We start from the raw sequence: 17,974 nt of genomic DNA on the forward strand, positions 1-17,974 counted from the left end.
GCTGATGGACACCCTCCGTTGAACCTCCATTCACGACTGGACGGATGACCGCTTCCGCTCCACAGTGGCGTGTGACAGCACGGCGCGTCACGGCCGCCGCCCGCGCGGGTCGTTACCTCAGCCGGAGAGGGCGGCGGCGACCGCGCGCAGCGGCCGGCCCGACTCGGCGATCGGCACGGTGAAGGCGAGCCAGGAGCCGTCCGTGAAGTCGATGCGCAGCCGCTTCGGGTTGAGCCGGTGCCAGCCCACCCGGGCCGACGCCACCTCCGCCCGCGCCGCCGACCAGGCGATCCCGGTCCCGGCCACCGACCGGTCGTCGTCCTCCCGGCTGGACAGCAGCTTCATCGGCCCGCTCACACAGGCCAGCAGCCGGCCGTCGGTGACGGCGAGCAGGGTGTCGCGCACCGCCAGGTCCGGCCGGGGCGGGTGCAGCGCATGGTGCAGACGGGAGGCGGCCGACCCGGGGGCGCCGCGCCCGGCGACCCCCCACAGCATCCGGTCCACCAGCCGGTCGCCCCACCCCCAGCTGACCAGCGGGGAGATCAGGTTGAACAGGATGGCTCCGCCGCTCAGCCGGCCGGCGGGCGCCGCCGGTTCCGCCGCGTCGGACGGCGCGGCCGGCGCTGCCCCCTTGGCGGCGTCGGCCTTCACGTACGCCAGCACCCGCTCGCCGGGCTCGACGAGTTGGTCGATCCGGTCGCGGTAGCTGGTCTCGTCCATCGGGCCAGTATCGGTCGTGACCGGAGCCGTCGTCGGCCCGGGCGCGCTGCGGCCGGCGCGTTCCCAGATGGCGAGGACTGGCGCCGGCAAGCTACACAGGTTACGACAGTCGCCCGGGACCAAGACCCACAGAGGAGACCCGATGATCCTGGCCCGCGCCGACCAGGTCAGCCGCCGCTACGGCGAGGTGCTGGCCCTGGACCGGGTCGACCTGACCGTCCGCGCCGGTGAGCTGGTCGGCCTGCTCGGCCCGAACGGCGCCGGCAAGAGCACGCTGATCAACCTGCTGGTCGGGGTGCGCCGACCCACCGCCGGGCGGGTGGAGCTGTTCGGCGCCGATCCGCGCGACGCGGCGAGCCGGCGCCAGCTCGGGGTCACCCCGCAGGAGACCGGCCTACCCGCCACGCTGCGGGTCGGCGAGGTGATCGACTTCGTCTCCCGGCACTTCCCCGATCCGGTTCCGCGGGACGAACTGCTCGACCGGTTCGGCCTCGGCGACCAGGTGAAGCGGCAGACCGGCGGGCTCTCCGGCGGGCAGCGCCGCCGGCTCGCGGTGGCCCTCGCCTTCGTCGGCCGGCCCCGGCTGGTCATCCTCGACGAACCGACCACCGGGCTCGACGTCGAGGCGCGACACGCCCTCTGGGAGGCGATCCGCGGCTTCCACACCGAGGGCGGGACGGTGCTGCTCAGCAGCCACTACCTGGAGGAGGTGGAGGCCCTCGCGCAGCGGGTGGTGGTGATCGGCCAGGGCCGGGTGCTCGCCGACGACACGGTCGAGGCGATCCGGGGCATCGTCGGCGTACGCCGGGTCAGCCTCGTCGCCGACGACCTGCCGCCGCTGCCCGGGGTGGTGGCCACCGAACGCGCCGACGGGCGTACCCACCTGCTCACCACGGACGCCGACCAACTCGTCCGCGACCTGGTCACGGCCGGGGTGACGTTCCGGGACCTGGAGGTTCGGCCCACCTCGCTGGAGGAGGCGTTCCTCGCCATCACCGCCGGCGACCGGCCCGCGCCCGCCACCGTCTGAGGAGAAGATCCCGTGCCGCTCGCCCTGCTCCACGCCCGCTACCAGCTGCTCGAAACCGTCCGGATCCCGGTGGCGATCTTCGGCAGCGCGTTCTTCCCCGCCGCCGCGATGCTCTTCTTCGTGGTGCCCTTCGCCGGCGACGACCCGACCGGTGCCACCTACGCCACCGCCGCCATGGTCACCTTCGCGGTGATGAGCGCCAACATCTTCCAGTACGGGGTCGGTGTCGCCGAGGACCGCGACAAGCCCTGGGACACGTACACCCGGACCCTGCCCGCGGGGCCGGCACCCCGGTTCGCCGGGCGGATCCTGGCCGGTCTGGCCCTGACCTACCTGTCCATGATCCCGGTGGTGGTGATCGCCGCGGTGGGCACCGCCGCCCGGGTGACCCCGGTGCAGTTCCTGCTCGGCGCCGGCGCGGTGGCGGTGATCTCGGTGCCGTTCACCCTGCTCGGGCTGGCCATCGGCTACTCGCTGCCGAGCAAGGCGGCGATCGTGGCCGCCCAGCTCATCTTCTTTCCGCTCGCCTTCAACGGGGGCCTGCTCTCCGGCCCGGACAGCGCGCCCGGCTTCATCAAGGCGATCGCCCCCTACCTGCCCACCCGGGGCGCGGTGGAGGTGGTGTGGGCCGCGGTGACCGACTGGCGACCGAGCGCCGTCTCCCTGGTCATGCTCGGCGTCTGGGTCGTGGTGCTGGCGGGGATCGCCGCGTGGGCGTACCGGCGGGACGAGGGGCGCCGCTTCACCTGACGTCTTGCCCGATTCCGGCCCGGCGCAGGACGGGACGGTGCCACGATGCCGGCAGGGGCGTGCCAGCGGGGCCGCCCTCGGCGAGAGGGGTCACCGTGAGCGGCGTGGAGCCCGGCACGCCCTGCTGGACCGACCTGGCGACCCCGGGGTTGGCTGACGCGAAGCGGTTCTACTCGGAACTGTTCGACTGGACCGGCCGGGTCTCCCCGGAGCCCGCGGCGGGCGGCTACACCGTCTTCCTCAAGGACGGCCGGGCCGTGGCCGGGGTGGGCCCGCCCGCCTCACCCGACCAGGTGCCGATCTGGTCGACGTACGTGGCGACGGACGACGCCGAGCTGGTGGCCACCCGGGTCGAGGCGGCCGGCGGGCAGGTGGTGGTCGCCCCGTTCGACGTCTTCGACCAGGGCCGGATGGCGGTCCTCGCCGACCCGGCCGGGGCGGTGTTCAGCGTCTGGCAGCCGATGGCGATGCGGGGCGCGGAGCTGTTCAACGCCCCGGGGGCGATGTGCTGGAACGAGCTGGTCACCCCCGACCCGGAGGGAGCCCGGGACTTCTACGCGCTGGTGTTCGGCTGGCACGCGGAGGAGCAGCCGGGCGAGCCCTTCCCGTACACCGGGTGGCGGTGCGGCGCCCGGATCGTCGCCGGGATGACGCGGCCGCTGGCCGAGCTGCCGGCCGACCTGCCGGCGTACTGGTCGGTGTGGTTCGCCGTGGCGGACGCCGACGCGACCGCGGCGCGGGCCACCGAGCTGGGCGCCACCGTCCTGGTCCCGCCCCGGGACACCCCGAAGGGCCGGCTCACCGCCCTTCGCGACCCGCAGGGCGCCCTCTTCTCCGCCGTCGCCCTCCACCCCGTACGCCGCACCACCGCCTAGCGGGGCCCCTTTCTTCACCGGGGGCGGACGGGGACGACGAGCGGGCCGTGGTCGCCCTCGATGACCCGGACGTGGGCGCGGTAGTGGGTGGCGAGCAGGTCCTCGGTGAGCACCTCGTGCGCGGGGCCGGCAGCGGCCACCCGGCCGTCGGCGAGCAGCACCAGCCGGTCGGCGTACTCGCCGGCGATCGACAGGTCGTGCATGGTGGCGAGCACGGTAAGGCCGTGCTCGCGCCGGAGCTGGTCGACCAGTTCCAGCACCTCCTGCTGGTGGCCGATGTCCAGCGCGCTGGTCGGCTCGTCGAGCAGCAGCAGGGTGGCCCCCTGGGCCAGGGCGCGGGCCAGGAAGACCCGCTGCCGCTCCCCGCCGGAGAGGGTGGCCAGTTCCCGGCGTGCGAACGCGCCCAGGTCGAGCCGGTCCAGCACCTCCTGCACGGCGGCCAGGTCGCCGGCCGACTCCCGGCCCAGCGCCGGGATGTACGGGGTGCGGCCGAGCAGCACGTAGTCGAAGACCGACATGCCGGCCGGGATCACCGGGGACTGGGCGACGGTGGCGACGATCCGGGCCCGGTCGCGGCGGCGGAGCGCCTGGCTCGGCGTACCGAAGAGGGTGACCGCGCCCGGTGCGGACAGCAGGCCGCCGACGGCGCGCAGCAGGGTCGACTTGCCGGCGCCGTTCGGGCCGATCACGGTGACCCACTCGCCCACGGCGACGGTCAGGTCCACGCCGGCCAGGATCGGCGCGCCGCCGAGGCTGACCCGCAGGTCCCGGACTTCTACCGCGCTCATGTGAACACCCGGCGGGCGGTGCGCAGGACCAGGACGAAGAACGGGCCGCCGAGCAGCGCGGTCACCACGCCGATCGGGATCTCGGCCGGAGCGGCGGCGGTCCGGGCGACCACGTCGGTGAGCGCCAGGAACGCCCCGCCGAAGAGCATGGACAGCGGCAGGATCACCCGGTAGCTGGACCCGGCGAGCAGCCGTACGGTGTGCGGCACGATGATGCCGACGAAGCCGATCAGCCCCGAGGCGGAGACCGCGGCGGCGGTGCCCAGCGAGGCGGCGGCGATCAGCAGGTAGCGGGAGCGCTGCGGGTGCAGCCCGAGGCTGGTGGCCTCGTCGTCGCCGACCGAGAGCACGTCCAGCTCGCGCCGGTGCAGCAGCACCACGACCGCGGTGAGCAGGAAGTACGGCAGGACTAGCCGGACGTCGTGCCAGCCGGCGGTGGCCAGCCGGCCGAGCAGCCAGGAGTAGACCTGCTGGATGCTCTCGGCGTGCCGTTGCAGCAGGTACGTCTGCCCGGCGGCGAGGAAGGCCGAGACCGCCACCCCGGCAAGGATCAGCGTGGCGGGTGACCGGCCGCGCCCGCCGGCCGCCCCGAGCAGGTACGTCAGGGCGACCGCGCCGAGCGATCCGGCGAACGCGGCCAGCGGGATCGTCACCGGCATCCCGCTGATCGCCCCGCCCGCCCCGACCCCGAGCGCGATCACCGCGGTCACCGCGAGCCCGGCCCCGGCCGCCACTCCCAGCAGGTACGGGTCGGCCAGCGGGTTCCGGAAGACGCCCTGGTAGCAGCCGCCGGCCAGGGCGAGCAGTCCGCCGACGAGCAGGCCGAGCACGACCCGGGGCAGCCGCAGCTCGGTGACGATGGCGATCTCGCGCTCGGTGAGCCCGCTCTCCAGGTGCACTCCCGGCAGCAGGTTGAGCAGCTCGGCGGCGACGCTGCCGGGCGGCAGGCTGACCGGACCGAGGGACACCCCGGCGACCAGCGCGACCAGCACCGCGCCGAGGCCGGCCAGCAGCCAGCGCTTGCGCAGCCCGGCCGGCCGGACCGCGGCGCCCGGCCGGGCCGTACGCGCGTCGGCGGGCCGGGACGTGTCGAGCGTCCCGGCCGTGCCGACGGATTCCGCTGGTCGCACGCTCACCGGCAGGTCACGCCGGGACCTTGGCGGTGGCGTCGACGATGACCCGCAGCAGGTCGACCACGCGCGGGCCCCAGCGCGAGGCGATGTCGTCGTCGAGGGCGACGATCTGGTTGTTCTTCACCGCGGTGATGCCGGCCCAGCCGCTGCGGGCCTTGACCGTCTCCGGCGTCTGCTGGCAGCACTTGGTGTCGGACAGGAAGACGAAGTCCGGGTTCGCCTTGACGATGACCTCCTGGGAGAGCTGCGGGTAGCCGAACTTCTTGCCGTCGGCGTCGGACGGGTCGGCGATGTTCGCCAGCCCGGCGAGGGCGTAGATCGAGCCGATGAAGGTCTTGCTGGTCGCGGTGTACAGCTCCGGGCCCAGCTCGTGGAAGTAGGTGAGCTTCTGCGCGCGCTGCGGCAGCTTGCCGGTGAGCGCGGCGATCTCGTCCTTCATCTTCTTGGTGAGGTCGGCCGCCTCGCCCGGGTGGCCGGTCAGCGCGCCCAGGTCGGTGATCTGCTGGTACGTGTCGTCGAGCGTGGCCGCGGCCGGGGCGAGCAGCACCGGGATCTTCAGCGTGGTGAGCTGGTCGACGATCTTGTTGGTGTCGTTGGAGAGCACCACCAGGTCGGGGCTCTTGCCGGCGATCGCCTCGGCGTTCGGCTGGAAGCCGGAGAGGTCGCTCTTCGGCGCCTCCGGCGGGTAGTTCGACTGGTCGTCGACGGCGGTGACCTGCTTGCCGGCGCCGATCGCGAAGAGCACCTCGGTCGCGGTCGGCGACAGCGAGACGATCTTCTCCGGGCGCTTCTCCAGGGTCAGCTTGCCGACGGTGACCGGGAAGGCGGCGGCCGAGCTGCTGCCGGCGGCGGGGGTGTCGGTCGAGGTCTTCTCGGCGCAGCCGCCGAGCAGGAGAGCGCCGGCCGCGAGGGCGGCGACGAAGAGCCGGGGGGTACGTCTGGACATCGGTCCTCCTGTCGGTCGAGGAGCGTGGTGCTTCGCCGACAGGGAGCGCCTGGGCGTACCCGTCCGCGAGGCGCCCTTCCTCGAGAGCGCGAGTCGCGACCGTGCCGCAGGCGACCTGGCTCGTCCCCGTGGGATACGGGGCATCACAGTTGCGGGACAGCGCCGGTTTCGCACCGGATTCGCTGCGGATTGGTCGGTGCCACCGTAGCGCACGACCAGCGGAGATCATCCGGACGGGCGGGGGTGGGTGGGGCCCCGCGGGGGTGGACCGGGGCCCCACCCACGGATTCACGACGGTGCGGTCAGCAGTAGGTGCTCTGCTTGCCGATCGCCCGGTACGGGCAGTCGGCGTACTCGGAGAGCAGCAGGACCGCCTCCTTGTTGCGGGCGGTCTGCGTCGGGATCACCTCGTCCGGCGGGTAGAAGCCGCCGCCGGAGGCCGACCCCGGGTACATCTCGAAGGTGTACGCCCAGATGCGGTGGTTGCCCCACATCCAGTCGATGCTGGTGCCGTCGGCGATGTAGAGGTCGCTGGACTGCTCGGGGGTGTAGCCGTTGCTGGCCGCCATCTGCCGACCGATGGCGGCGAAGGTGTTGTACTGGTCGGCGGTCATCCCGCTGGGGGTGTTCGCGGTGGTGTACCCGAACGGCCAGAGCACCAGCTGGGAATAGGTGTGGAAGTCGATGTTCGCCTTGATCTGCTGCACCCCGCCGACCACCCGGCTGTTGACGAAGTTGCGCAGCGCCTGCGTCTCGGGCGCCGAGAACGCGGACGGCCCGCGGTAGGTCTCCGAGGAGGTGGAGCCGGACGAGCCGCCGCAGCAGCCCCACTGGTACGACCAGTTCCGGTTCAGGTCGGTGCCGACGTACGACGAGCCGCTGTTGGGCTGCCGGTTCTTCCGCCAGGACCGGTACGAGCCGGTGGCGATGTCGTACTCGCTGCCGTCCGGGTTGATCGTGGGGACGATCCAGATCTCCCGCGAGTTGACGATGTTGGTGATCCGGGAGTCGGTGCCGTAGTTGTCGGTGAAGAGGTTGAGCAGGTAGATCGCCATCTCGACGGTCAGGTGCTCGCGGGCGTGCTGCTGGGCGTTGAAGAGGATCTCCGGCTCGTTCTCGTCCGTGCCGACGTTGTCGGAGATCTTCACCGCCATCAGGTCCCGGCCCTCGTACGACCGGCCGATGCTGAGCTTGCGGGCGATGGCGGGATGGTCGGCGACCACCTTGTTCACCACCGCGGTCAACTCCGCGTAGTCGTGGTAGTTGGAGTCGGCGGACGGGAAGCCGTACGTGCCGATGTCGCCGGCCGGGGCCACGTCCTCCTCCAGCCGGAAGCCGAGCCGGCTGATCGCGGCGGCCTCCGCCCTGGTGGCGGTGACGTACAGGACGCCGTGTTCGGAGTAGTCGATCGCCGCGCCGGTGCGGGCGACCGCGTTCCGGTCGGCGAGCGTACGCGGACCGAGGACACGGTAGGCGACGGCGGCCGGCTCGGCGGACCGGTCCGGGGCCGGCCGCGCGGCGGCCGGCCCGGTGATGGCGGTGACGAGGGTCAGGCCGACGGCGGCGACGAGCGCCAACCGGCGGCGGAGCGGGGACGTGCGGAAGGCCATGGACAACCTCCTCGGGGTACGGAAGATCCGCTGTCCGCACACTTCACCAGAGTCACCTGGTCATATCAACATCCATCACTGACTGCTGCCATCCCGACCGGATCCTCCCGCCGGCAAAGATTTTCCCCCGACATACCTCTGGCGAAAGTTCCCGCCACGGGCGACAGTGAACGGCAACGATGCCGTTCTCCTGTGGGAGCTGCCATGATCACGAAACCCCTGCGCGCGGTCGCCCTCGCCGGCGTGACCGCGCTCGCCCTCCTCGGCACCACCGCGCCCGCACTCGCGGACAACAACCTTCCGACCGGCCCGCACGACGAGCAGATCACCTTCCAGGAGTGGTCGAAGTACCCCGACTGGCGTACCGGCACCCACCAGGGGACGTACGCCATCCCGGGGCACCGCACCGGAATCACCATCGACCAGCCGGCCGGCACCACCGAGTTCACCGACAAGCACGCCGGCACCACCCGCACCTGGGAGTACGCCACCTGGACCTCGCCGGAGCGGACGGTCGGCTTCGACGCCACCGAGCTGGTCGCCTCGTGGAACGCGGAGACCCCGGCCGGCACCTGGATCCAGGTCGAGCTGCACGGCACGTACAACACCGGCCAGCAGACCCCCTGGTACGTGATGGGCCGCTGGGCCTCCGGGGACCGGGACATCAAGCGGGCCACCCTGGACGGCCAGGGCGACCCGTGGTCGACCATCTGGACCGACACCTTCTCCATCGACGACGCCAAGAAGGGGGTGCTGCTGCGGTCGTACCAGCTCCGGCTGACCCTCTACCGGGCGCCGGGGCAGGCCGCCTCGCCGCGGGTCTGGATGCTCGGCGCGATGAGCTCGAACGTGCCGGACCGGTTCACCGTCACGCCGAGCAAGGGCGGGATCGCCTGGGGCACCGAGCTGCCCGTACCGGCCCGCTCTCAGATGATCCACCGGGGCAACTACCCCGAGTGGGGCGGTGGTGGACAGGTCTGGTGCAGCCCGACCTCGACCACCATGGTGCTGGAGTACTACGGCAAGCTGCCCTCGACCGAGGCCATGTCCTGGATCCGGCCCGGCTACACCGACCCGCAGGTCGCCCACGCCGCCCGGATGACCTGGGACAACGAGTACGAGGGCGCGGGCAACTGGCCGTTCAACACCGCGTACGCGGCCAGCTTCCCGAACATCGACGCCAAGGTCACCCGGCTGCACTCGCTGGACGAGGTGGAACGGTTCATCAAGGCCGGCATCCCGGTCGTCACCTCGCAGTCCTTCCTCGACACCGAGCTGGACGGGTCGAACTACGGCACCTCCGGGCACCTCTTCGTGATCGTCGGGTTCACCGCCGACGGTGACGTGATCGTCAACGACCCCGCCTCCTCCTCGAACGCCGCGGTGCGCAACGTCTACAAGCGGGAGCAGTTCGAGCAGATCTGGCTGCGGACCAAGCGGTACCGGGCGAACGGCACCGTGGCCGGCGGCTCGGGCGGCATCGCGTACCTGATCAAGCCGGCGGACCGGCCCTGGCCGGTCGTACCGGGCTCGACCAACTGGTGACGGGACGGGCCCGGCACTGTCCCGTCGGGGCGGTGCCGGGCCCGTCGACACTGGTGGTCGGCTGCCGTGGCGTTACGCCGACGGGGCGAACGAGGCGGGCGGAGGCGTCGGCTGAGCCGCCTCGCGGCGGCGACGGATCGCCCGCACGATGATCACCACCCAGGCCACCAGGGCCGCCACGCCGGCCAGGGTGAGCCCGGTGACCAGCAGGTACGTCGACCCGCCGGTGGTGGAGAAGACGCCCGCGCGGGCGCCCGTGTCCCGGGCCGGGGCGGTGGCACCCGGGGCCAGCCCGTCGGGCGCGTCGTAGAGGATCACGTCGGTACGCGGGGTGCCACCCTCGGTGGCCTCGAAGGTGCCGCGCCACTCGCAGTTGCGCCGGCCGCAGTCCTCGTGCACCGCGGTGAAGGTGCCCGGTGTCCCGCCGCCGTTCTTCGCCTGCCAGGCGGGGGCGAGGTCGGTGACGCCCAGCATCAGTCCGATGGCGGCGATGACCGGCAGACCGATCCAGACGAACACCTTCGTCCGCCAGCCGTTGATCGTGTTCAGGAAACTCACGGCGGCAGACCCTAGCCGTACCGCGGCGATCCCGCTGCCCCGTCTTCCTCGGCCCGGTGCCCGTTTTTCCCCGGCCCGGTGGCCCGGGGCCCGGTCGGCAGCGTCCGGGGAGGCCCCCGGCCTACTCCTCGGGGCGTGAGGCGGCGCGCTCCGCCTCGTCGTCCCCGGCGAGCGCCGAGCGCAGCCGCTCCTTCTCGGCGCGGCGCCGGGCCGACGCCTCGGCCATCTCCCCGGCCATCTCGTCCCGCCAGCCGCGCAGCAGGACGAACGAGAGCGCGGCGGAGGAGATCAGCGCCAGCATCAGCCGCAGGAACATGCTCATCTCGACGAACCAGAGGGCCGCCAGCACACCGACGAACAGCCCGATCCGGCCCAGCGTGTACTTGACCGCCGCGCTCACGTTCGCACTCCGTTCTTCCTCACCGCTGGCGCGGCCTCAGCCCGTACGTCGGGCCAGCCAGTGCACGCCAGGAAACCAGACCACCGCGTAGACCACGGTGAACACCGTCGCGGCCAGCGCGCCGGAGAGCAGCGGCGGCAGCCCGGCGGCCAGGCCGGCCGCCAACAGCCCCGCGAGGACCCCGGCCGCGACCCCGGCCAGTGCCGCCAGCACCCGGCCGGCACCGAACTCCCAGGCCCGGAAGTCGTCCCAGAAGAGCCACACCGGCAGGATCACCGCCAGCCAGCCGTTGGTACGCCCGAACCCGCCCGCACCCATCGTGGCGAACGCCCACTCGAAGAGCACCAGCGCCAGCACCCCGATCACCAGGCCGGCGAGGCTCACCCCGAGCAGGTCACCCAGGCTGAGAACCCGCCCCTCGGCGTCCCGCCGGGGGAAGGTGCGCTGCTGCTCCTCCGTGGTCATCGTCAGGCCCAGACCTGCTGCGGCTCGGCCCGGCGCTCGGCCAGCGACGGGGCCGCGTCGTACTCGCGGACGGTCTCGTAGCGGGTGTTCCGCTCGACCGGGCGGAAGCCGGCGTCCCAGATGAGGTGCAGCAGGTCGTCGCGGTGCATGGTGTTCGGCGTGCCGTACGCGTCCGCGTCGTGGGTGATCTTGTATTCCACGACGGAGCCGTCCAGGTCGTCCACACCGAAGTTCAACGACAGCTGGGCCACCGAGAGACCGTGCATCACCCAGAAGCACTTGACGTGCGGGACGTTGTCGAAGAGCAGCCGGGAGACGGCGAAGGTCTTCAGCGACTCGGCCGGCGAGGCCATCGTGGTCCGGTCCTGGATCCGGTTACGGATCTTGCCGTCCGCCGAGTCGACGAAGTCGTGCTGGTAGCGCAGCGGGATGAAGACCTGGAAGCCGCCCGTCTCGTCCTGCAGCTCGCGCAGCCGCAGCACGTGGTCGACCCGGTGCCGGGGCTCCTCGATGTGGCCGTAGAGCATGGTCGACGGCGTCTTCATGCCCTTCGAGTGGGCCAGCCGGTGGATCCGCGACCAGTCCTCCCAGTGGCAGGCGTGGTCGACGATGTGCTGCCGGACCTCCCAGTCGAAGATCTCCGCACCGCCGCCGGTCAGCGACTCCAGGCCGGCGTCCATCAGCTCGTCGAGGATCTCGTCGGCGCTCAGGCCGCTGATCTTCTCGAACCACTGCACCTCGGTGGCGGTGAACGCCTTGAGGTTGACGTTCGGCAGCGCCGCCTTCAGCTCGCGCAGCACCTTGGGGTAGTAGCGCCAGGGCAGCGTCGGGTGCAGGCCGTTGACGATGTGCAGCTCGGTGAGCTGCTCGTCCTCCATCTCCTTGGCCTTGCGGACCGCCTCGTCGATACGCATCGTGTAGGCGTCCTTCTCGCCTGGCTTGCGCTGGAACGAGCAGTACGCGCACGACGCGGAGCAGACGTTGGTCAGGTTGAGGTGCCGGTTGACGTTGAACATCACCCGGTCGCCGTTCATCTCGGTCCGCTTGTGGTGGGCCAGCCGCCCGAGCCAGGTGAGGTCGTCGCACTCGTAGAGGGCGATGCCGTCCTCGCGGGTGAGCCGCTCCCCCGCGTAGACCTTCGCCTCGAGCTCACGCTTGAGTCCGGCGTCCATCGAAAGCCCCGTCCCTTCCACCTGCTGTCCCGGTCGAGCGTACGTCGCGCGACAGACGAACCGGCGACCCGGTCGACCGCAGCGACGGAATTCACCGGCCGCCCGTTCGGCCGTCACCCTCCGCGCATCGACATAGGTGCGCTGGTGAGGTAAGACAGGATGGGGGCGGAACAACACACCGGTGCCGTCCCGGTCCAGCGCGCCCACCCGGCGCGGCACGCACCAGACCGGACGGGGAGCGGAATGGCCGACAGCAGGCAGGGCCGACGGCAGCGAGGCGTACGCGCGGTGGTCTCCCCGGTGCTGCGCCCGAAGCTCTGGTCCGCCCTGCTCGGCGTGGTGGCGGCCGCCGCGATCGCCACTCCGGTCTGGGCCGACCCGCTGCCCGACACGATCCCGAGCACCGGCTCCCGACCGACCTACAGCGGCACCCTGCCGCTGCCCGGCGTGCCCGGTCGGACCCCGGGCGCACCCGCTGTCACGCCGGGCGTCACCAACCCCTCCGACGGGCCGCTCATCGCGCAGATCAACCAGCTCGACGCCCAGGTCGCCGAGCTCGGCGACCGGCTGCTCGAGGTCAAGCAGGAGCGGGAAGCGATACAGGCCGAGCTGGAGGCCGCCGACGCCACGCTCAAGGAGGCCGTGGCGGCGCTCGCCCGCGCCCAGGAGAACGCGCGGACCGCCGCCGCCGACGCGGTCAAGGCCGCCGCCGCCCTCCCGCCCGGACAGTTCGGCGCCGATCTGCGCGACCTCAGTGCCCTCCAGCGGTTGACCCGTGGCGACAAGGCCGAGGGGGCCACCACCGCGGTGGCCGGCGAGGTCGCCCGGGCCACCGCCGCCGAGCGGATCGCCCGCGAGGCGTACGACGCGGTCAACCGACGCGCCAGCAACAAGGCCACCGACTACACCGACATCCAGACAGAGCTGCGCAAGCAGGAAGACGCACTGGTCAAGCTGCGCAAGGACAACGCCGCGCAGCTGCTGGAGATCGAGAAGCGGCAGGAGGCCGCCGAGCAGCAGTTCGGCAGCTCGTACGTCGAGAGCCAGAGCGTCAGCGGGCTGGTCGCCCACCCGACGGCGCTGGCCGCCGTGCGGTACGCCCTCGCCCAGCTCGGTGACCCGTACCTCTGGGCGGCGGAAGGGCCGGACCGGTTCGACTGCTCCGGCCTGGTCCTCGCCTCGTACCAGTCGGCCGGCTACCGCGGCCTGCCCCGGGTCTCCCGCGACCAGTACTACGCCACCCGTTCCCGCACGGTCGACCCGAACGCACTGCTCCCGGGTGACCTGCTCTTCTTCGCCTCGGGCAGCAGCTGGACGAGCATCCACCACGTCGCCATGTACATCGGCAACGGCAAGATGGTCGAGGCGCCGCGGACGGGCGACGTGGTCAAGATCTCGGTGGTCCGCTGGAGCCGGCTCTACGCGGCCACCCGGGTGGTCGGCGCGGTTCCCGCCCCGGCCACCCCCACCCCGACGCCGCCCGCGACCACCCCGACGCCTACGCCGAGCCCGACGTCGAGCCCGACGTCGAGCCCGACGGCCACCCCGAAGCCGACCCGTACGGCCACGCCCCAGCCCACCACGTCGAGCCCGAGCCACAGCCCCTCGACCTCGCCGAGCACCTCGCCCACGGGGTCGCCGAGCGCCTCACCCACGGGGTCGCCGACGGCCAGCCCGTCCGAGTCGCCGAGCGCCAAACCGAGCGACGAGACGACCGGCGAGCCGAGCGCGACGACCAGCGGCGCCGACCCGTCGAACAGCGCGGTGAGCACGACCTCGTCCAGCCCGAGCACCGACGGTTGAGCCAACCGTCCACTCCGGCTGTGCGGCCGGGCCGGAATATGGCACGGTGAGACCCAGGCACCCCTGGCCGACGCCACGGTCCGGGGGCGAGCGGGCGCGGAGGGACGAGCATGGGCGAGCAACAGGTTCCGGCGGAGACGGTCCAGCCCGGATCCGCGCCCGAGTCCACCGCGCGTCCGACCGGGCCGAGTGCCGGCGAGCGGCCGGACGAGGCCAGCCACCCCGCGACCGTGACCGAGCACCTGGACGAAGCCGACCCGATCGCGACCGAGCGCCCGGACGAAGCCGGCCGGGCCGTCGTCGCCCGGGCCCGGGCCGGCGTGGCCGGCGCCGCCGTACCGCCGCCGGCCGACGACCTGCCGGACACACCGGCCGCGGCCACCACCTACCGGGCGAGCGCTCCGGCCAAGCCCGTACCGGCCCCGCGGGCCGCAGCGGCTCAGGCCCGCGCCAGCGCTGCCGTACCGGGCCTGAGCCGGGTGTCTTCGGACGAGATCGCCGCCGCGGCCGTGGCGAGGGCCGGCGGCGCCAACATCTACCGGGCGGGTCCGGTGAACCCGGAGCCACCCGAGCCGGCCCAGCCGCCGGATCCCGCACAGCCGCCGGCGCCACCCGCACCGGAACCCGAGCCGGCGCCGACGCCCGTACCGGGTCCCACCCCGCCGTCGCCGGCACCGCCCGTACCGGAGCCGGAACCACCGTTCCGGCCGATGCCGCCGTTGCCCACGCCACCGCCGCCGGGGCCGACGCCACCGGGGCCGGTCCCACCGGCGCCCGGGCCGCCGGTGCCGCCGCCCGCCCCGCCGGTGCCCCCGCCTCCGCCGCCGCCCGGCCCCATGCCGGCACCGCCGTTCCCACCTCCGCCCGCCACGGGCAGCACGGCCGGCGGCCCGCTCACGGCCGGCCCGATGGCCAGAGCCAGCGCGCCCGTCTCCGCACCGTCGGCCAGAGCCAGCGCGGCGGTCTCCGCACCGGTGGTGCCGGCACCCGCGCTGACCAACTGGCCGGCGTCGAGCAGCTCGAACGACCACCGGACCGGTCCGACCGGGCGGGACGGCGGGCCGGCGCAGCCGGCCGGCGGGCCGCCCGCGGGGCCGGCCGACCAGGGCGGTCCCGACCTGGCCGGCACGGCGTACGGGGGCAGCGACGGGCCCGGCTTCACCACGGTCTCGTTCCCCCAGGGCAACCACGTGGAGAACTCCGGCTCCCTGACCGGGCACATCCTGGCCCAGGGCTGGGCCGAGGACGCCCCGGCGACCCGGTCCAGCAACACCCGGGTGGTGATCGTGCTGGCCGTCGCGCTGGGCCTGCTGATCGCGATCAGTCTGCTCGTGGTGTTCCTGGCCGACAACGTGCTGAGCGGGCTGACCGGCAGCAGCTGAGCGATTGACGGGGTGAGCCCGCCCACTACCGCATCGCGGCGCGGTGGCGACCGCCCCGGACCGCCGTACACTTGTGCAGATCATCACTGACCCGGCGCGCCGATCGCGCGCCCATGGGCGATCTTGCGGGCGATTCGGCGGCGTTCAGCGCCGCGGCGGGCCATCGCGAAGATGCGCCCCGCTTGAAAGGCATTTCTTGACCATCTCCGCTGCCCCCGGCACGTCCCCGTCCGCCGACCAGACCCCGACGCCGGAGCTTCCGGCCACCGAGATCCCCGACTTCGCCGCGCTGGGCCTGCCCCGGCGGCTGGTCGACGCGCTCGCCCGACAGGGCATCACCACCCCGTTCGAGATCCAGCGGGCCACCATGCCGGACGCTCTCGCCGGCCGCGACGTCCTGGGCCGGGGCCAGACCGGTTCGGGCAAGACGCTCGCCTTCGGCCTGCCGGTGATCGCCCGGCTCGCCGACCGCAACCGGGCCCGCCCGCTGCACCCGCGTGCCCTGGTCCTGGTGCCCACCCGTGAGCTGGCCATGCAGGTCAACGACGCGCTGATGCCGCTCGGCAAGGCCGTCGGCATCTTCCTGAAGACCGCCGTCGGCGGCGTCCCGTACGACCGGCAGATCGACGCGCTGCGCCGGGGTGTGGAGATCGTCGTGGCCACCCCGGGGCGGCTCGGCGACCTCATCGAGCGCGGCGTGTGCAAGCTGGACGACGTCGAGGTCACCGTGCTGGACGAGGCCGACCAGATGGCCGACATGGGCTTCCTGCCCGAGGTCACCGACCTGCTGGCCAAGACACCGACGGACGCCCAGCGGCTGCTCTTCTCAGCCACCCTGGACAACGACGTGGACTCCCTGGTCACCCGGTTCATGACCGACCCGGTCACCCACTCCACCGCGCCGGCGACTGCCGCGGTGTCCACCATGGACCACCACCTGCTGCTGATCCCGCCGCACGACAAGTTCGCCGTCGCGGCGTCCATCGCGGCCCGCGACGGCCGCACCATGCTCTTCGCGCGTACGCAGCTCGGCGTCGACCGGCTGGTCGAGCAGCTCGCCGCGGTGGGCGTACGCGCCGGCGGCCTGCACGGCGGCAAGACCCAGCGGATGCGGACCCGGACCCTGGCCGAGTTCCGCGAGGGGCGGATGAACGTGCTGGTCGCCACCGACGTGGCGGCCCGGGGCATCCACGTCGACGGGGTGTCCCTGGTGCTGCACGTGGACCCGCCGAAGGACCCGAAGGACTACCTGCACCGGGCCGGGCGCACCGCGCGGGCCGGGGAGTCGGGCGCGGTGGCGACCCTGGTGCTGCCCAAGCAGCGCCGGACGACCCTCGCGATGCTGGAGAAGGCGGGCGTCGAGCCGGCCCAGACCCGGGTCCGCGTGGGCGACCCGACGCTGGCCGAGCTGACCGGTGCCCGCGAGCCCAGCGGCGTACCGGTGCGCGACGAGCCCGAGCCGCGCCGGACCGGCGACCGCTCGTCCGGGCCGCGCCGCTCCGGCGGTCGCGAGCACGGGTCGTTCGACCGGGGCGGGCGCGGCGAGCGCCGGTTCGGCGACCGCGGTGACCGCGTCTTCGCCGATCGGGACGGGCGCGACGACCGGCGCTCCGGCCGGCCCTTCGGGGAGCGCCGCGAGTGGACCGGGGACCGGTACGGCGAACGCCGGTACGAGGACCGGCCGAGCGCTGGCCGGAGCTTCGGCGACCCGGGCGAGCGCCGGTACGAGGACCGCCCGCAGGGTGGCCGGCGCTACGGCGGCTGGGACGACCGGGGCGACCGACGCGGGTTCGGTGACCGCTCCGGCCACGGCGACCGAAGCGGGTTCGGTGACCGCTCCGGCCAGGGCGACCAGCGCGGCTCCGCTGAGCGCGGCGGCGAACGGCGCGGGTTCCCCGAGCGTGGCGGCGACCGGCGCGGGTTCCCCGAGCGCGCTGGCGACCGGCGCGGGTTCCCCGAGCGTGGCAGCGACCGGCGCGGGTTCGCCGAGCGTGGTGGCGACCGGCGTGGCTTCGGCGGGCGGCCTCCGGCGCGCACCCACTGACCGGTGCCGCCGTCGCCGTAACGGCGGAGACATTACGGACGCCGCCGCCGAGCCACTCGGCGGCGGCGTTCGCGCATCCCGTGCCGGTGCCCGTCGGTTCGCGTAACGTCCGCCTCATGCCGACCATGCCGAAGTCGCTCTTCTGGTCCAGGACCGACACCGCCGGATCCGAGCACGTCGTCTTCGACGACCGCCAGGGTCTCGTCGCGCGGGGCGTGGCGCTGGCCGTGGACCCCCTCCCGTACACCTGCCGATACCAGCTGACGGTCGGGGCGGACTGGTGCACCAACCTGCTGGAGGCCGAGGTCGAGGGGGCCGGCTGGACGCGGAGCGTACGCCTGGAACGCGCCGAGGACGGATGGCGGGTGCGTACCGGCGAGGAGGGTGACCTGGACGCGGCGTTGCGGGCGGCCGGACACCCGCCGGCCGGCCTGCCGGGCACCGACGAACCGGGCCGGCTGGCCGCCGCGCTCGACGTCGACCTGAGCGGCTCGCCGCTGTTCAACACCCTCCCGGTACGCCGGATCGGGCTCGGCCGGCTCCCGGCGGACCACGCCCGGCAGGTCACCGTGGCCTGGGTACTGCTGCCCGGCCTGGCCGTGCTCCCCGTAGACCAGGTCTACACCTCGCTCGGGCCGGGCCGGATCCGCTTCGCCAGCGGCACGTTCACCGCGGACGTGGACCTGGACCCGAACGGTTTCGTGGTGCGCTACCCCGGCCTGGCCGAGCGCATCGACCCGCGCTGACGCCCGG

At 73.4% G+C, this 17,974-nt stretch carries 16 protein-coding genes, 1 pseudogene and 1 riboswitch; of the genes and pseudogenes, 8 read left to right on the forward strand and 9 right to left on the reverse strand.

Going from position 1 to position 17,974, the window contains the following annotated elements:
- Nucleotides 1–117: 117 nt before the first annotated feature.
- Nucleotides 118–720, reverse strand: a complete 603-nt coding sequence (locus ABZ570_RS15935; protein WP_358063092.1) for a hypothetical protein — start codon at nucleotides 718–720, stop codon at nucleotides 118–120.
- Nucleotides 721–862: 142 nt separating this feature from the next.
- Here ABZ570_RS15935 and ABZ570_RS15940 point away from each other — a divergent pair, with 142 nt between their 5' ends.
- The 3 genes from ABZ570_RS15940 (at nucleotide 863) to ABZ570_RS15950 (ending at nucleotide 3,375) form a co-directional block, all read left to right on the forward strand.
- The gene (locus ABZ570_RS15940) at nucleotides 863–1,750 is read left to right on the forward strand and encodes an ABC transporter ATP-binding protein (RefSeq protein WP_358063095.1); all 888 of its coding nucleotides are present in this window, start codon (nucleotides 863–865) and stop codon (nucleotides 1,748–1,750) included.
- Between the two features lie 12 nt (nucleotides 1,751–1,762).
- Nucleotides 1,763–2,500, forward strand: a complete 738-nt coding sequence (locus ABZ570_RS15945; RefSeq protein ID WP_358063098.1) for an ABC transporter permease — start codon at nucleotides 1,763–1,765, stop codon at nucleotides 2,498–2,500.
- 95 nt (nucleotides 2,501–2,595) lie between these two features.
- On the forward strand, nucleotides 2,596–3,375 hold the full coding sequence (locus tag ABZ570_RS15950) for a VOC family protein (protein WP_358063101.1): 780 nt from the start codon (nucleotides 2,596–2,598) through the stop codon (nucleotides 3,373–3,375).
- 14 nt (nucleotides 3,376–3,389) lie between these two features.
- On the opposite strand, the gene ABZ570_RS15955 is transcribed toward ABZ570_RS15950, so the two are convergent.
- The 4 genes and pseudogenes from ABZ570_RS15955 to ABZ570_RS15970 all read right to left on the reverse strand — a co-directional run.
- Nucleotides 3,390–4,163 (reverse strand): ABC transporter ATP-binding protein, encoded by a 774-nt coding sequence (locus tag ABZ570_RS15955; protein ID WP_358063104.1) that lies wholly within the window; start codon nucleotides 4,161–4,163, stop codon nucleotides 3,390–3,392.
- Complete coding sequence (locus ABZ570_RS15960) at nucleotides 4,160–5,191, reverse strand: iron ABC transporter permease (protein WP_358063202.1); 1,032 nt, start codon at nucleotides 5,189–5,191, stop codon at nucleotides 4,160–4,162. Before ABZ570_RS15960 ends, ABZ570_RS15955 begins: the two co-directional genes overlap by 4 nt.
- A gap of 115 nt (nucleotides 5,192–5,306) precedes the next feature.
- Nucleotides 5,307–6,242 carry an ABC transporter substrate-binding protein gene (locus ABZ570_RS15965; protein WP_358063107.1) on the reverse strand — a complete coding sequence of 312 codons (936 nt, stop codon included), beginning with the start codon at nucleotides 6,240–6,242 and terminating at the stop codon, nucleotides 5,307–5,309.
- Between the two features lie 87 nt (nucleotides 6,243–6,329).
- Nucleotides 6,330–6,474, reverse strand: a riboswitch (cobalamin riboswitch).
- An 85-nt stretch (nucleotides 6,475–6,559) separates the two neighbouring features.
- Nucleotides 6,560–7,852 (reverse strand): annotated as a pseudogene (locus ABZ570_RS15970) (M14 family metallopeptidase); the annotation flags it as partial.
- 204 nt (nucleotides 7,853–8,056) lie between these two features.
- On the opposite strand from ABZ570_RS15970, the gene ABZ570_RS15975 reads away from it, so the two are divergent.
- Nucleotides 8,057–9,397 (forward strand): peptidase C39 family protein, encoded by a 1,341-nt coding sequence (locus tag ABZ570_RS15975; RefSeq protein ID WP_358063110.1) that lies wholly within the window; start codon nucleotides 8,057–8,059, stop codon nucleotides 9,395–9,397.
- 72 nt (nucleotides 9,398–9,469) lie between these two features.
- Here the strand turns inward: ABZ570_RS15975 and ABZ570_RS15980 are convergent, their stop codons facing one another.
- The 4 genes from ABZ570_RS15980 to mqnE form a co-directional block, all read right to left on the reverse strand.
- Entirely contained in the window at nucleotides 9,470–9,955 is a 486-nt protein-coding gene (locus ABZ570_RS15980; protein WP_358063113.1) for a hypothetical protein, read from the reverse strand.
- Between the two features lie 121 nt (nucleotides 9,956–10,076).
- Nucleotides 10,077–10,355, reverse strand: a complete 279-nt coding sequence (locus tag ABZ570_RS15985) for a DUF4229 domain-containing protein (protein WP_358063116.1) — start codon at nucleotides 10,353–10,355, stop codon at nucleotides 10,077–10,079.
- A gap of 36 nt (nucleotides 10,356–10,391) precedes the next feature.
- A complete protein-coding gene (locus ABZ570_RS15990) occupies nucleotides 10,392–10,820 on the reverse strand; it encodes a hypothetical protein (protein ID WP_358063119.1) in 429 nt (142 codons plus the stop codon).
- Between the two features lie 2 nt (nucleotides 10,821–10,822).
- Nucleotides 10,823–11,992, reverse strand: a complete 1,170-nt coding sequence (mqnE, locus tag ABZ570_RS15995) for an aminofutalosine synthase MqnE (RefSeq protein ID WP_358063122.1) — start codon at nucleotides 11,990–11,992, stop codon at nucleotides 10,823–10,825.
- A gap of 243 nt (nucleotides 11,993–12,235) precedes the next feature.
- On the opposite strand from mqnE, the gene ABZ570_RS16000 reads away from it, so the two are divergent.
- The 4 genes from ABZ570_RS16000 (at nucleotide 12,236) to ABZ570_RS16015 (ending at nucleotide 17,967) form a co-directional block, all read left to right on the forward strand.
- Nucleotides 12,236–13,795 carry an NlpC/P60 family protein gene (locus ABZ570_RS16000; RefSeq protein ID WP_358063125.1) on the forward strand — a complete coding sequence of 520 codons (1,560 nt, stop codon included), beginning with the start codon at nucleotides 12,236–12,238 and terminating at the stop codon, nucleotides 13,793–13,795.
- A gap of 110 nt (nucleotides 13,796–13,905) precedes the next feature.
- Nucleotides 13,906–15,177: a hypothetical protein gene (locus ABZ570_RS16005; RefSeq protein ID WP_358063128.1), complete on the forward strand. Its 1,272-nt coding sequence runs from the start codon at nucleotides 13,906–13,908 to the stop codon at nucleotides 15,175–15,177.
- A gap of 271 nt (nucleotides 15,178–15,448) precedes the next feature.
- A complete protein-coding gene (locus tag ABZ570_RS16010; protein WP_358063205.1) occupies nucleotides 15,449–17,221 on the forward strand; it encodes a DEAD/DEAH box helicase in 1,773 nt (590 codons plus the stop codon).
- Nucleotides 17,222–17,346: 125 nt separating this feature from the next.
- Nucleotides 17,347–17,967 (forward strand): putative glycolipid-binding domain-containing protein, encoded by a 621-nt coding sequence (locus ABZ570_RS16015; protein WP_358063208.1) that lies wholly within the window; start codon nucleotides 17,347–17,349, stop codon nucleotides 17,965–17,967.
- Nucleotides 17,968–17,974 lie beyond the last annotated feature (7 nt).

This window comes from Micromonospora sp. NPDC007271, from assembly GCF_040634005.1.
Lineage (GTDB): Bacteria > Actinomycetota > Actinomycetes > Mycobacteriales > Micromonosporaceae > Micromonospora.

What these genes read in the sequence shown, in the direction of transcription:
- ABZ570_RS15935 (WP_358063092.1), bottom strand. Translation starts at nt 720, where the DNA reads ATGGACGAGACCAGCTACCGCGACCGGATCGACCAACTCGTCGAGCCC.
- ABZ570_RS15940 (WP_358063095.1), top strand. Translation starts at nt 863, where the DNA reads ATGATCCTGGCCCGCGCCGACCAGGTCAGCCGCCGCTACGGCGAGGTG.
- ABZ570_RS15955 (WP_358063104.1), bottom strand. Translation starts at nt 4,163, where the DNA reads ATGAGCGCGGTAGAAGTCCGGGACCTGCGGGTCAGCCTCGGCGGCGCG.
- ABZ570_RS15965 (WP_358063107.1), bottom strand. Translation starts at nt 6,242, where the DNA reads ATGTCCAGACGTACCCCCCGGCTCTTCGTCGCCGCCCTCGCGGCCGGC.
- ABZ570_RS15975 (WP_358063110.1), top strand. Translation starts at nt 8,057, where the DNA reads ATGATCACGAAACCCCTGCGCGCGGTCGCCCTCGCCGGCGTGACCGCG.
- ABZ570_RS15990 (WP_358063119.1), bottom strand. Translation starts at nt 10,820, where the DNA reads ATGACCACGGAGGAGCAGCAGCGCACCTTCCCCCGGCGGGACGCCGAG.
- mqnE (WP_358063122.1), bottom strand. Translation starts at nt 11,992, where the DNA reads ATGGACGCCGGACTCAAGCGTGAGCTCGAGGCGAAGGTCTACGCGGGG.
- ABZ570_RS16000 (WP_358063125.1), top strand. Translation starts at nt 12,236, where the DNA reads ATGGCCGACAGCAGGCAGGGCCGACGGCAGCGAGGCGTACGCGCGGTG.
- ABZ570_RS16005 (WP_358063128.1), top strand. Translation starts at nt 13,906, where the DNA reads ATGGGCGAGCAACAGGTTCCGGCGGAGACGGTCCAGCCCGGATCCGCG.
- ABZ570_RS16015 (WP_358063208.1), top strand. Translation starts at nt 17,347, where the DNA reads ATGCCGAAGTCGCTCTTCTGGTCCAGGACCGACACCGCCGGATCCGAG.